Source organism: Sphingobacterium corticis (genome assembly GCF_042684745.1).
Taxonomy (GTDB): Bacteria; Bacteroidota; Bacteroidia; order Sphingobacteriales; family Sphingobacteriaceae; genus Sphingobacterium; species Sphingobacterium corticis.
This window is the reverse complement of record NZ_JBHUMA010000004.1, coordinates 342,682-356,311: the sequence shown is the minus strand read 5'-3', so window position 1 is coordinate 356,311 and position 13,630 is coordinate 342,682. Positions and strand designations below refer to the sequence as shown.

Below are 13,630 nucleotides of genomic sequence, written 5' to 3'. Positions count from 1 at the left end.
CTCCCTATGATATAAAATTCCATGTAAATAATATTTCTTTTAAAGAAATATTATTTACATTTTTGTTTCATACTTAATCCCATACGGTATGAAAACTATAAACCTTTTTCCAATTATTTTCTTCTTTGCTACTGCAGCCTTATTCATCAACATCGGTTGCCACAAAGACCCATCTATCAAAAGCGATGATTCTGAAGATGATTTTTATCAAGTTCAATTCGACATTCAGCAAATTTCCGCAGGAATAAATAGAACCGGCGATACAAATACCGATTCTTCCCAAGGAAATGTTGATGCTGCCGAGCTGCAATACCTATATTTTTGGTCATTCAATAATGGAGTACTCGATCCAGATATAGCGGTAGAGTCAGGTGCCAAAATTAGCTTTAACGATGGTCAAGATCCGAAGTCGTTTGGGGTTGGGTGGCCGTTTGAAGATTTTCCTGCAGGTCGATCGTTAACCATGTCTGGCGTGAAGGAACTAATTTTGGAAATTCCATTAAAATCGGTGCAATCTTTGTCGAATCTTGGCTTTGATATCAGTTCATCGAATACTGGTCCAAAAGCATTCGATCTTTATTACAGCTTTGATGATGGGGAACGAAAGGATATGCAAAAAAGCAATCAATTCGCAAACGTGAACCAATCTCACGCGAGGAATAGTTTTCGTTTCGAATGGAATAATGAAGATGTTTCGCAGTTCGATAAGCTCTTCATTTTTCTGTTGCCAAGTGCTGGAGAGCGAGCAGAAGGTAGCAACTATAATGAAAATACAGGTGCACTTCGTTTGGACAACATATTTATTAGAGGTAAAGAGAAGGAACGCGTGCCTCAACAAGGTGATCAACTACATATTTATGCCTTCGATCAGCGTACCGGTGATTTAGCAGGGAGTTTAATCAGCGATTATACGGGTGCCTCATCCAAGGCGTCGTTGAGTCTCCCGCATGGAACATATCGATTATCATTTATCCGACACAGTGCCACAGAAGGCATGCTGATTCCGGCGAATATATCTTCTGCATCAAGCTTTTATTATGGTAATCGATTTGATAATCATATTGCGCAGATTTACGGTTATGAAGAGGAGCTATTTGTGAAGGAGGATGTGCGACAAGCCGTTGTGCTCAATCGCTATTATAGTAAAATTGGTTTTCAATTTACGGATGGGCGCGATTTATCAGCTGTTGATCGCATCGTCGTTGCGAGAATTCATGAACCTTTTTCCTACGCACCATTTAATAAGGAGGGGTCAAATCCAATTCTCGATCAAACAGAAATTATTGTTAAACCCAATTTTGCTCAAACCAAAACGTTCTATTTCAATCAGTTTTTAGGAAATTTGGAAAAAGCAGTTGATTTGTCCTACCACGTAATTGCTTACGATAAAGACGGCAAAGTGCTCAAGGATTTTAAAGTTTCTGCATCTACGAAGAATAATACGCAAGTTTTATTTCGCGGAGAGCTTCTAGGTCATATTCCTTTCAATACTGCTTTCGATATCACGATTAATGAAGATTGGGATGATTCGATAGAGGGAGAGTTCTAAATCAGGTATTTATCCAGAAATATTTTTAAGATAATTTTTGTTTGCGTCGGTATATTGTATATCTTTGCACCTCGTTTGGTTGCAAGGCTATGCTTTGTGGTCAGCGAAATGAATGTTACGTTATTTGCTTCCAACTTACTAACAAACATTTACAAATATTAAATTTATAACGAAATGGCAAAAGAAGTCGGTGCGTTAGTAAAATTACAAGTAAAGGGCGGTGCGGCTAATCCATCACCTCCGGTAGGACCTGCATTAGGTGCTAAAGGGGTAAATATCATGGATTTCTGTAAGCAGTTCAATGCTCGTACGCAAGACAAACCTGGGCAAGTTCTTCCAGTTGTCATTACAGTTTACACGGACAAATCTTTTGATTTTATCATCAAAACTCCACCGGTTGCGGTACAGTTGAAAGACGCTACCAAAATCAAGAGTGGATCGGGTGAGCCTAACCGTAAAAAAGTAGCTTCAGTTACTTGGGATCAGGTAAAAACGATCGCAGAAGATAAAATGCCAGATTTGAATGCGTTTACTGTAGAGTCAGCTATGAGAATGGTGGCAGGAACGGCGCGCAGTATGGGTATCACTGTAACAGGTGACGCTCCTTGGAACAATTAATTAACGAAATCAGTTTAAGAAAGTGGCTAGATTAACAAAAAATCAAAAAGCGGCACTATCCAAAATTGAAGCTGGTAAAGCGTACACTTTGAAAGAAGCTGCGGCTTTAGTAAAAGAAATTACGACGACTAAGTTTGATGCTTCTGTGGATATCGACGTTCGTTTGGGCGTAGATCCTCGTAAAGCGAATCAAATGGTTCGTGGTATTGCAACATTACCTCACGGAACTGGTAAAACCGTTCGTGTTTTAGTATTGTGTACTCCTGATAAGGAAGAAGAAGCTAAAGCGGCGGGTGCAGATTACGTAGGTCTTGACGACTACATCAGCAAAATCGAAGGTGGTTGGACTGACGTTGATATCATTATTACTATGCCTAGTGTAATGGCGAAAGTTGGTAAATTGGGTCGTATTTTAGGTCCAAGAAACTTGATGCCTAACCCTAAAACAGGTACTGTAACTACAGAAGTAGGTAAAGCAGTAACTGATGTAAAAGGCGGTAAAATTGACTTCAAAGTCGACAAAACCGGTATCATCCACACTTCAGTTGGAAAAGTGTCATTCGATGCAGACAAAATTTATGATAACGCGTTAGAAGTGTTGCAAACACTTTCTCGCCTTAAACCATCTGCAGCGAAAGGAACATACTTCAAAAGTATTCACATTTCATCGACTATGAGTCCTGGTATTCATATCGAAACTAAATCAGTAGCGGGTATTTAATCATGAGAAAAGAAGAAAAACAAGAAATTGTTCAAGCTTTGGCAGAGCAGATTAAATCCTATGGCAATTTTTACATTGCTGACACAGCTGATTTATCTGTAGATAAAGTGGGCAAAATCCGTCGCAAATGTTTCGAAAGCGGTATCGAAGTTCAAGTGGTGAAAAATACCTTGATCAAGAAAGCGTTACTAGAAGCAGGTGTAGATTCGGAAGAGATTTTTAGCGTATTAAAAGGTGCATCTACTATGATGTTCTCTGAGACTGGAAACGGTCCTGCTAAATTGATCAAACAATTGCGTAAAGAAGGTGGAGAAAAGCCGTTGTTAAAAGCAGCTTACATCCAAGAAACAGCTTTCATTGGTGACGCTCAATTAGATACTTTGGTCAACCTAAAATCGAAAGAAGAACTTGTCGCAGACGTTATTGCTCTACTTCAATCTCCAGCGAAAAACGTTATTTCTGCTCTTCAATCAGGCGGAAACACGGTATCTGGATTGTTAAAAGCTTTAGAAGACAGAGGCTAACGAACCCTCTAATAATCGTTCGTTAAAATTTTAATTAACAATATTCATTTAGTAAATTCAAAAATTCAAAATAAAATGGCAGATTTAAAACAACTTGCTGAGCAGTTAGTAAACTTGACGGTAAAAGAAGTTAAAGAACTAGCTGATATCTTAAAAGACGAGTACGGTATCGAACCAGCTGCTGCTGCAGTTGCTGTTGCTGCGCCTGCTGAAGGTGGTGCTGCTGCTGCTGAAGAGAAAACTTCATTCGACGTTATCTTGAAAGAAGCTGGTGGTCAAAAATTAGCAGTAGTTAAATTGGTTAAAGATTTAGCTGGTCTTGGTTTGAAAGAAGCAAAAGATTTAGTTGACGGTGCACCTAAGGAATTGAAAACTGGTGTTTCTAAAGACGAAGCTGAAGCTTTGAAAAAACAACTAGAAGAAGCTGGAGCGGTAGTTGAGGTTAAGTAATCTCTCCTGCGTAAAGCACCTTTAAGGCATAGACTCTGATGAATTTTTCATCAGAGTCTTTCCCTGTTTATACTATTTACCCCCTCGATGTGGTGTTGTTGACACATCGGTTTCAGGTTCTCAACAACAATGTTAGCGCAGTTTATAAAAACTAAAATCTTATTCCCTTGGCAAACAACAATATTCAAAAAGAAAGAGTGAATTTTGCTACAAGTAAGAAGGTTATCGAATATCCTGATTTCTTGGACGTGCAATTAGAATCTTTCAGGGAGTTTTTTCAGCTGGAAACTACTTCTGACGATCGCCATCAGGAAGGGCTTTATCAGGTTTTCGCCGAAAATTTCCCTATTTCTGATTCAAGAAACATTTTTGTGCTAGAGTTTTTGGACTATTTCATAGATCCTCCTCGTTACGATATTCAAGAGTGTATCGAGCGTGGCTTGACGTATAGCGTTCCTCTAAAAGCAAAATTGAAGTTATCTTGTAATGATGAAGAGCACGAAGATTTCGAGACGATTGTTCAGGATGTGTACTTAGGTACTATCCCATACATGACACCTAAAGGTACTTTCGTAATTAATGGTGCGGAACGCGTTATTGTATCCCAATTGCACCGCTCACCAGGCGTATTCTTCGGTCAGAGTAGACATACCAATGGTACAAAACTTTATTCTGCTAGGGTAATTCCTTTTAAAGGATCTTGGATCGAGTTCGCTACCGACGTAAACAACGTTATGTATGCTTACATCGATCGTAAGAAAAAGTTCCCGGTTACAACTTTATTACGTGCGATCGGATTCGACTCAGATAAAGATATCTTAGAGTTGTTCGATTTAGCAGATGAAGTAAAAGTTAGCAAATCGGGTCTTAAAAAATTCGTAGGTCGTCGTTTGGCGGCTAGGGTTTTGAAAAAATGGATTGAAGATTTCGTCGACGAGGATACAGGTGAAGTGGTATCTATCGATCGTAATGAAATCATCCTTGAACGTGAAACAGTCTTAGAAGAAGATCACATTGAGTTGATTATCGACGCTGGCGTGAAATCAATCATTCTTGCAAAAGATGATGATGCCAACAATGCGGATTATTCTATCATTTATAATACATTACAAAAAGATACGTCCAACTCCGAGAAGGAAGCCGTAGAGCATATCTATCGTCAGTTGCGTAACGCGGAACCACCTGATGAGGAAACCGCACGCGGTATCATTGATCGTTTGTTCTTCTCAGACAAACGTTACGATCTAGGTGATGTTGGTCGTTACCGTATCAACCGTAAATTAAAATTGGCTACTCCGTCTGAAACGAAAGTTTTGACACGTGAGGACATCATTGCTATTGTGAAGTACTTGATCAACTTGATCAACTCGAAAGCGGAAGTGGATGATATCGATCACTTGTCGAATCGTCGTGTTCGTACGGTAGGTGAGCAATTGTATGCACAATTCGGTGTTGGTTTGGCTCGTATGGCACGTACTATTCGTGAGCGTATGAACATCCGCGACAACGAGGTGTTTACACCAACTGATTTGATTAACGCACGTACTTTATCATCCGTTATCAATTCATTCTTTGGAACGAACCAGTTATCTCAGTTTATGGACCAAACCAATCCATTGGCAGAGATCACGCACAAACGTCGTCTATCCGCGTTAGGTCCAGGTGGTCTTTCTCGTGAGCGCGCAGGTTTCGAGGTTCGTGACGTTCACTACACACACTATGGTCGTTTGTGTACAATCGAAACACCAGAGGGACCAAACATCGGTTTGATTTCTTCTCTTTCGGTACACGCGAAAATCAATAACTTAGGTTTCATCGAAACGCCTTACCGTAAAGTAGAAGATGGTAAAGTCGTTGTCGATCACCCAGTGGTTTACCTTTCTGCTGAAGATGAAGATGGTAAAACAATCGCGCAAGCAAATGCGATTTATGACGATAAAGGTAATTTCGAAGATGCAAAAGTAAAAGCTAGATACGAAGGTGACTTCCCGATTATCGAGCCGGAGAAATTGGATTATATGGACGTTGCTCCTAACCAAATTACTTCGATTGCAGCTTCTTTGATTCCTTTCTTAGAGCATGATGATGCCAACCGCGCGTTGATGGGATCCAACATGCAGCGTCAAGCGGTGCCGTTATTGCGTCCGCAAGCGCCGATCGTTGGTACAGGATTGGAAGGCCGCGTGGCTTCCGACTCTCGTACGTTGATCAATGCAGAAGGAAATGGAGTCGTAGAATATGTAGATGCACAAGAGATTCAAATTCGTTACGAACGTACGGATGCTGATCGCTTAGTTTCTTTTGACGACGACGTTAAAACATATCGCTTAATTAAGTTTAAGAAAACCAATCAAAATACATGTATCAACTTGAAGCCAATCGTTACGAAAGGCGAGAAAGTTGTAAAAGGACAGGTATTATGTGAAGGTTACGCAACGGAAGATGGCGAGTTAGCATTGGGTCGTAACTTGAAGGTAGCATTCATGCCTTGGCAAGGATACAACTTTGAGGATGCGATCGTAATTTCTGAACGCGTCGTATCTCAAGATATCTTTACTTCTCTTCATATTGAAGAATTTGAATTAGAGGTTCGCGATACGAAACGTGGTGAAGAAGAGTTAACTGCAGATATCCCGAACGTATCGGAAGAGGCGACTAAAGACTTGGACGAAAACGGTATCATCCGTGTTGGTGCTGAGGTTGTAGATGGCGATATCTTAATCGGTAAAATCACGCCTAAAGGTGAGTCGGATCCTTCTCCAGAAGAAAAATTATTACGTGCCATCTTTGGTGACAAAGCGGGTGACGTAAAAGATGCTTCTTTGAAAACTCCTCCTTCTATTAAAGGTGTTGTTATCGACACGAAGTTATTCTCCCGTGCGAAGAAGATGTCTAAAGAGGTAGAAAGAAAAGCACTTGAAAAGCTAGAAACTACGCACGACAGAAATATTCGCGTATTGAAAGATCGTTTGGTTGAAAAATTGTTCACGATCGTGAATGGTAAAACAAGCCAAGGTATCTACAACGTGTATAAAGAATTATTGGTAGCGAAAGGTGCTAAATTCACACAGAAGATCTTAACTGATTTGGATTACGCTAACGTGAATCCTGCAGGATGGACTACGGATGATGATAAAAATGATGCAATCAAAATTGCATTGCACAACTACGGTATCAAATTCAACGAAGAATTAGGTGCTTTCAAACGTGATAAGTTTGCTGTATCGGTAGGGGATGAATTGCCATCCGGTATCGTACAAATGGCAAAAGTTTACGTAGCGAAGAAACGTAAGTTGAAAGTGGGTGATAAAATGGCGGGTCGTCACGGTAACAAAGGTATCGTTGCTCGTATCGTTCGCGATGAGGATATGCCATTCTTAGAAGACGGAACTCCTGTAGATATCGTGTTGAATCCACTGGGTGTACCTTCTCGTATGAACTTGGGTCAGATTTATGAAACAGTTCTTGGATGGGCTGGTCAAAAATTGGGCATGAAGTTCGCAACGCCAATCTTCGATGGTGCTGAAATGGGCCAAGTAGAAGAATGGGTAGAGAAAGCAGGTCTTCCTAAATCCGGACGTACTTACTTGTACAACGGTTTGACAGGAGAGCGCTTTGACCAACCAACTACGGTAGGTGTAATCTACATGTTGAAATTAGGACACATGGTGGATGACAAAATGCACGCACGTTCAATCGGACCATACTCATTGATTACACAACAACCATTGGGTGGTAAAGCTCAATTCGGTGGTCAGCGTTTTGGTGAGATGGAGGTTTGGGCATTGGAGGCATTCGGTGCATCTAACATTCTTCAAGAGATCCTTACTGTGAAATCCGATGACGTTGTAGGTCGTGCAAAAACCTATGAAGCCATTGTTAAAGGTAATAACTTACCAACTCCATCGGTGCCGGAATCATTCAACGTATTGGTTCACGAGCTACGAGGTTTAGGTTTGGATATCACATTAGATTAATCATTACATACAGCTTTTAAGTTATACAACGTATGTCTTATAAAAAAGATAATAAAATCAAAAGTAACTTCACCTCGATTACGATCAGTCTTTCGTCTCCTGAGACGATCCTAGAGCGTTCTAGTGGTGAAGTCACTAAACCGGAGACAATCAATTACCGTACATACAAACCGGAACGTGATGGTTTGTTTTGTGAGCGTATCTTCGGTCCGGTAAAGGATTACGAATGTCACTGTGGTAAGTACAAACGTATCCGTTATAAAGGTATCGTTTGTGACCGTTGTGGTGTTGAAGTAACGGAGAAAAAAGTACGTCGTGAGCGCATGGGACACATCAATTTGGTGGTTCCCGTTGCACACATTTGGTACTTCCGTTCTTTACCAAACAAAATCGGTTACTTATTAGGTCTTCCAACTAAGAAGTTGGATATGATCATCTACTACGAGCGCTATGTAGTTATTCAAGCGGGTATCAAAGAAGATGACGGCCTATCCTACATGGATTTCTTGACAGAAGAAGAATACCTAGATATTCTAGATACGCTTCCAAAAGAAAACCAATACTTAGATGATAACGATCCACAGAAATTCATTGCTAAGATGGGTGCTGATGCTTTGGAGGAATTGTTGAAACGTCTTGATCTAGATCAATTGTCGTACAACTTACGTCACCAAGCAGCGAACGAAACCTCTCAACAACGTAAAAACGAAGCGTTGAAACGCCTTCACGTAGTTGAAGCTTTCCGCGGCGCGAATACACGCATTGAGAACCGTCCAGAGTGGATGATCGTGAAAATCGTTCCAATTATTCCACCTGAATTGCGTCCTTTGGTGCCTTTGGATGGTGGTCGTTTTGCAACTTCCGATTTGAACGATTTATACCGTCGTGTAATCATCCGTAACAATCGTTTGAAACGTTTGATCGAAATCAAAGCACCGGAAGTAATCTTGCGTAACGAGAAGCGTATGCTTCAGGAAGCGGTGGATTCCTTGTTTGACAACTCACGTAAAGTGAATGCGGTTAAAACGGAAGGTAACCGTGCGTTGAAATCCCTTTCTGATATCTTGAAAGGTAAGCAAGGTCGTTTCCGTCAAAACTTATTAGGTAAACGTGTGGATTATTCGGCACGTTCGGTAATCGTCGTAGGACCTCACTTGAAACTACACGAATGTGGTTTACCTAAAGATATGGCCGCGGAGCTTTACAAGCCGTTCATTATTCGTAAGATGATTGAGCGCGGTATTGTAAAAACCGTTAAGTCTGCTAAGAAAATTGTGGATCGTAAAGATCCTGTCGTTTGGGATATCCTAGAGAACGTATTGAAAGGCCACCCGGTGTTATTAAACCGTGCACCTACGCTTCACCGTTTAGGTATCCAAGCGTTCCAACCAACGTTGGTAGAGGGTAAAGCGATCCAGTTACACCCATTAGTGTGTACCGCGTTCAACGCCGATTTCGATGGTGACCAGATGGCTGTCCACTTACCGTTAGGTAATGCAGCAATTTTGGAAGCCCAAATCTTGATGTTAGCTGCGCACAATATCTTAAACCCAGCGAATGGTTCTCCGGTTACGGTACCTTCTCAGGATATGGTATTGGGTCTTTATTACATTACTAAAGGCCGTAAAACGGACGAAACTCGGCGCATGAAAGGTGAAGGAACAACGTTCTATTCTCCAGAAGAGGTAATCATTGCGTTGAACGAGCAGCAATTAGATTTGCACTCATTCATCCGCGTGAAAACGCAAGTGAAAACTAAAGATGCTAGATTCGAGCAACAAATTATTGAAACTACAGTAGGTCGCGTGATCTTTAATCAGATCGTGCCGGAAGAAGTAGGTTACATCAACGAATTGTTGACTAAGAAATCGCTACGTAACGTTATTGGCGAGATCGTAAAGAACACTGGTATGGCGCGTGCAGCGAAGTTCTTGGATGATATGAAAGAGCTTGGTTTCCAAACGGCATTCAAAGGTGGTCTTTCGTTTAACTTGCAGGATTTGAACATTCCTGCGGCTAAAACAGATTTGATCGACCAAGCAACGAATGAAGTGGAAGAAGTAATGAACAACTATAATATGGGTTTCATTACAAACAACGAGCGTTACAATCAGATCATCGATATTTGGACACGTATCAACAACCGTTTGACGGCGCACGTAATGGATATCTTATCCAACGATAACCAAGGTTTCAACTCTGTTTACATGATGTTGGATTCTGGAGCGCGTGGTTCGAAAGAGCAAATTCGTCAGTTGTGTGGTATGCGTGGTTTGATGGCGAAACCGCAGAAGTCAGGTACTTCCGGAGGGGAAATCATTGAAAACCCGATCTTGTCCAACTTTAAAGAAGGTCTTTCTGTACTCGAGTACTTTATCTCTACCCACGGTGCGCGTAAAGGTCTTGCGGATACGGCTTTGAAAACGGCCGATGCAGGTTATTTGACACGTCGTTTGCATGATGTAGCACAAGATATGATCGTTATTGATCAAGATTGTGGAACATTGCGCGGTATTTACACAACTGCGTTGAAAGATAACGACGATGTAGTTGAGCCATTATTTGATCGTATCTTAGGACGTACACCATTGAATGATGTTGTTCATCCGGAAACGAATGAAGTAATCGTTGCTGCAAATGCAGATATTACCGAAGAAATTGCGGAGGAAATCGAAGCAGCTGGTATCGAAGGTGTTGAAATACGCTCTGTATTGACTTGTGAAGCTAAACGCGGAGTTTGTGCTAGCTGTTACGGTCGTAACTTGGCGTCTGGTAAACGTGTTCAGATGGGTGAAGCAGTTGGTGTAATCGCTGCACAATCTATCGGTGAGCCGGGTACACAGTTGACACTTCGTACATTCCACGTGGGTGGTACGGCATCGAACATTGCGGCAGAATCTTCTGTAATCGCGAAGTACGATGGTGTTGTTGAGTTTGAAAACTTACGTACTGTAGAAAAAGAAGGTGATGATGGTAAATTTGACGTAGTATTGGGTCGTTCCGGTGAGATTAAAATCTTGGGCGCCGATCGTCGTGTACTTTACCAACAAGTTATCCCTTACGGATCGAACCTATTCGTAAAAGAAGGAGCAACAGTTGAAAAAGGCCAGAAATTGGTTGACTGGGATCCATATAACGCGGTAATTATCTCTGAATTTGCCGGTAAAGTAGAATTTGATGCAATCATCGAAGGTGTAACCTTCCGTGAAGAATCAGATGAGCAAACTGGTCACAAAGAGAAAGTAATTATCGAAACACGTGATAAAACGAAAAACCCGACTATCAAGATTCTTGATGTAAAAGGTGAGGTAATTCGTTCATACAACATTCCTGTTGGAGCTCACGTTTCGGTATCTAACGGACAGAAGGTAAAAGACGGTGCGATCTTGGTGAAGATTCCTCGTTCTACAGGAAAAACCCGAGATATTACGGGTGGTCTTCCTCGTGTAACGGAACTTTTCGAAGCGCGTAACCCATCTAACCCAGCTGTTGTAACAGAAATCGACGGTGTAGTAACATTAGGTGGTGTGAAACGTGGTAACCGTGAGGTTTCTATCGAATCACGTGATGGCCAAGTGAAGAAATATTTAGTACCACTTTCGAAACACATTTTGGTACAGGATAATGACTTCATCAAAGCAGGTATGCCACTTTCTGATGGTCAGATTTCTCCTGGAGATATCTTATCTATCAAAGGTCCATCTGCTGTACAAGAATACATTGTGAATGGTATCCAAGAGGTTTACCGTCTGCAAGGTGTAAAAATCAACGATAAGCATTTCGAGACGATTGTACACCAAATGATGCAGAAAGTGAACATCGAAGATCCGGGAGATACACGTTTCTTAGAAAAAGAAGCAGTGAGCAAATGGGATTTCATGGAAGAAAACGATTCATTATACGACAAGAAAGTTGTAGTTGAAGCGGGAGATTCTAAAACCCTTCGTCCGGGTCAGATTGTAACTATGCGTAACTTGCGTGAGGAGAACTCAAGCTTGAAACGTCAAGATTTGAAATTGGTGGAAGTGCGCGACGCTATCCCAGCAACTTCTAGTCCATTGTTACAAGGTATCACACGTGCATCGTTAGGTACGAAATCGTTTATCTCAGCAGCTTCCTTCCAGGAAACTACTAAGGTGTTGAACGAGGCCGCAATCGCAGGTAAACGCGATGATTTGTTAGGATTGAAAGAAAACGTAATCGTTGGTCACTTGATTCCTTCAGGTACAGGATTGCGCCAATACAGCAACATCATCGTTGGCTCTCGCGAAGAATACGATCAGCTATTAGCATCTAAAGAAGAAGATTAATCTTCTTCTTTAGTATCGTAATTATAAATTATAAAGCCCGTGAAGTTATTTCACGGGCTTTTTTGATACCGCTATTTGTAAGTTGAAAATCAATATTTCTAAATGTTATTATATTGTTATAACTTTATTTTTAACTTCGTTATAATTTATTATGTTTAAGGAATCGCTATGATAACTAAAATTAGAAAAATAGGAAATTCGTCGGGGGTTGTGATCTCTAAGTCAATTTTGGAAGCTAATGATATGAAGGATGCTATGGAAGTGAAAATTACTTCAGATCGCGGAAAAATTGTCATCGAAAAAATCGCTAAACCTAGAGCAGACTGGAGTCAAAAATTTTTAGCATCCAATTCGGAGGAGCAGGCATTTTTTCCAGAAGATATGTCAAATAAATTTGATGAGGAGGAATGGACTTGGGAGTAAAACGTTTTGAAGTATATTATGTCGATTTGAACCCTACGGTCGGACGCGAAATCAATAAGAAAAGACCCTGCGTTATCATAAGTCCCGATGAAATAAACGACGCATTACAGACCACCATCATTGTTCCACTTACTACTACGATTCGAAACTATCCGTCAAGGATTACCTGTAAGGTTAAAGGTAAAATCGCACAAGTTTGCTTAGATCAGATTCGAGCGGTCGATCAAATTCGATTGCTTAATAGAATTGCTGTTTTAGATCCAGTTGTGCAAACCGAAGTTTGTGATTGTCTCATCGAGATGTTCGAATTGTAGTAGCATCACATTTCCTAATTTGATTCTAAGAGGAAGCTTCGAAATTTGTAACAAAATCGGCAATAGGAAATCCCAAAAAACGAAAATATCTATCTCCCCACCAAACTCATCAATAGCTTTACACGATCCGCTAACCAATCGTAATTCTCATTCGAGGCATCCTCCGGCTTGGCGAATAACTTTGATCCTAAACCAACGGAAAATACACCAGCATCGAACCAGTTCGCAATATTCGCTTCCTCAACCTCTACACCGCCTGTGGGCATAAACTTCAACGCAGGGAATAACGGCTTGATGCTTTTTACGAATTTTGGTCCTAAACTATCGCCGGGAAACAATTTCACCAACGAAGCACCTAATGTTTCTGCTAGCGCAATCTCTGTCGGCGTCATACATCCTGGAATCCAATCAATACCTTTCGCCAACGTTTCGTCTGCTATCGCAGGAACAACAATCGGACTCACGATAAACTCTGCTCCCAAACCCACAAATTGCTTCGCTTGTTCGGCTGTTTTGATCGTTCCGATACCTAATGCCAAATCAGGGTAGTGGGAGCGCTTGTGCGCTAATAGTGCTTCGAAATTTTCCACGGCTTTTGAGCCACGGGCTACGAACTCAAAAACACGAATTCCACCTTTGTAACAGGCATCTAAAACCTGTAAACAAGTTGCAGCATCATCGTGATAATACACCGGAATGGCCGGGTGTTGTTGTATAAGCGTTAATAAATTATTCATTGGTCAT

Annotated in this window: 10 protein-coding genes; 9 read left to right on the top strand and 1 reads right to left on the bottom strand. The window is 41.1% G+C overall.

The window, feature by feature from the left end; genetic code table 11:
• Nucleotides 1–88: 88 nt before the first annotated feature.
• The 9 genes from ACFSQ3_RS02745 to ACFSQ3_RS02705 all read left to right on the top strand — a co-directional run bounded on the left by ACFSQ3_RS02745 (nucleotide 89) and on the right by ACFSQ3_RS02705 (nucleotide 12,886).
• On the top strand, nucleotides 89–1,549 hold the full coding sequence (locus ACFSQ3_RS02745; RefSeq protein WP_380867275.1) for a hypothetical protein: 1,461 nt from the start codon (nucleotides 89–91) through the stop codon (nucleotides 1,547–1,549).
• 174 nt (nucleotides 1,550–1,723) lie between these two features.
• Nucleotides 1,724–2,167, top strand: a complete 444-nt coding sequence (gene rplK / locus ACFSQ3_RS02740) for a 50S ribosomal protein L11 (RefSeq protein WP_380867273.1) — start codon at nucleotides 1,724–1,726, stop codon at nucleotides 2,165–2,167.
• Between the two features lie 22 nt (nucleotides 2,168–2,189).
• Nucleotides 2,190–2,888, top strand: coding sequence for a 50S ribosomal protein L1 (gene rplA, locus ACFSQ3_RS02735; RefSeq protein ID WP_380867272.1), 699 nt, complete (start codon nucleotides 2,190–2,192; stop codon nucleotides 2,886–2,888).
• A 2-nt stretch (nucleotides 2,889–2,890) separates the two neighbouring features.
• Nucleotides 2,891–3,412, top strand: a complete 522-nt coding sequence (gene rplJ / locus ACFSQ3_RS02730; RefSeq protein ID WP_380867270.1) for a 50S ribosomal protein L10 — start codon at nucleotides 2,891–2,893, stop codon at nucleotides 3,410–3,412.
• Nucleotides 3,413–3,487: 75 nt separating this feature from the next.
• Nucleotides 3,488–3,862, top strand: a complete 375-nt coding sequence (rplL, locus tag ACFSQ3_RS02725; RefSeq protein ID WP_380867269.1) for a 50S ribosomal protein L7/L12 — start codon at nucleotides 3,488–3,490, stop codon at nucleotides 3,860–3,862.
• A gap of 167 nt (nucleotides 3,863–4,029) precedes the next feature.
• Complete coding sequence (gene rpoB / locus ACFSQ3_RS02720) at nucleotides 4,030–7,839, top strand: DNA-directed RNA polymerase subunit beta (RefSeq protein WP_380867267.1); 3,810 nt, start codon at nucleotides 4,030–4,032, stop codon at nucleotides 7,837–7,839.
• A 32-nt stretch (nucleotides 7,840–7,871) separates the two neighbouring features.
• The gene (rpoC, locus tag ACFSQ3_RS02715; RefSeq protein WP_380867265.1) at nucleotides 7,872–12,149 is read left to right on the top strand and encodes a DNA-directed RNA polymerase subunit beta'; all 4,278 of its coding nucleotides are present in this window, start codon (nucleotides 7,872–7,874) and stop codon (nucleotides 12,147–12,149) included.
• A 210-nt stretch (nucleotides 12,150–12,359) separates the two neighbouring features.
• The gene (locus ACFSQ3_RS02710; protein ID WP_380867264.1) at nucleotides 12,360–12,572 is read left to right on the top strand and encodes an AbrB/MazE/SpoVT family DNA-binding domain-containing protein; all 213 of its coding nucleotides are present in this window, start codon (nucleotides 12,360–12,362) and stop codon (nucleotides 12,570–12,572) included.
• A complete protein-coding gene (locus ACFSQ3_RS02705) occupies nucleotides 12,557–12,886 on the top strand; it encodes a type II toxin-antitoxin system PemK/MazF family toxin (protein WP_380867263.1) in 330 nt (109 codons plus the stop codon). Before ACFSQ3_RS02710 ends, ACFSQ3_RS02705 begins: the two co-directional genes overlap by 16 nt.
• Before the next feature lie 89 nt (nucleotides 12,887–12,975).
• Here ACFSQ3_RS02705 and ACFSQ3_RS02700 read toward each other — a convergent pair whose 3' ends face one another.
• Nucleotides 12,976–13,623 carry a bifunctional 4-hydroxy-2-oxoglutarate aldolase/2-dehydro-3-deoxy-phosphogluconate aldolase gene (locus ACFSQ3_RS02700; protein ID WP_380867261.1) on the bottom strand — a complete coding sequence of 216 codons (648 nt, stop codon included), beginning with the start codon at nucleotides 13,621–13,623 and terminating at the stop codon, nucleotides 12,976–12,978.
• Nucleotides 13,624–13,630 lie beyond the last annotated feature (7 nt).

Coding starts and splice junctions, on each gene's coding strand:
- ACFSQ3_RS02745 (WP_380867275.1), top strand. CDS start 89: ATGAAAACTATAAACCTTTTTCCAATTATTTTCTTCTTTGCTACTGCA.
- rplK (WP_380867273.1), top strand. CDS start 1,724: ATGGCAAAAGAAGTCGGTGCGTTAGTAAAATTACAAGTAAAGGGCGGT.
- rplJ (WP_380867270.1), top strand. CDS start 2,891: ATGAGAAAAGAAGAAAAACAAGAAATTGTTCAAGCTTTGGCAGAGCAG.
- rplL (WP_380867269.1), top strand. CDS start 3,488: ATGGCAGATTTAAAACAACTTGCTGAGCAGTTAGTAAACTTGACGGTA.
- rpoC (WP_380867265.1), top strand. CDS start 7,872: ATGTCTTATAAAAAAGATAATAAAATCAAAAGTAACTTCACCTCGATT.
- ACFSQ3_RS02705 (WP_380867263.1), top strand. CDS start 12,557: ATGGACTTGGGAGTAAAACGTTTTGAAGTATATTATGTCGATTTGAAC.
- ACFSQ3_RS02700 (WP_380867261.1), bottom strand. CDS start 13,623: ATGAATAATTTATTAACGCTTATACAACAACACCCGGCCATTCCGGTG.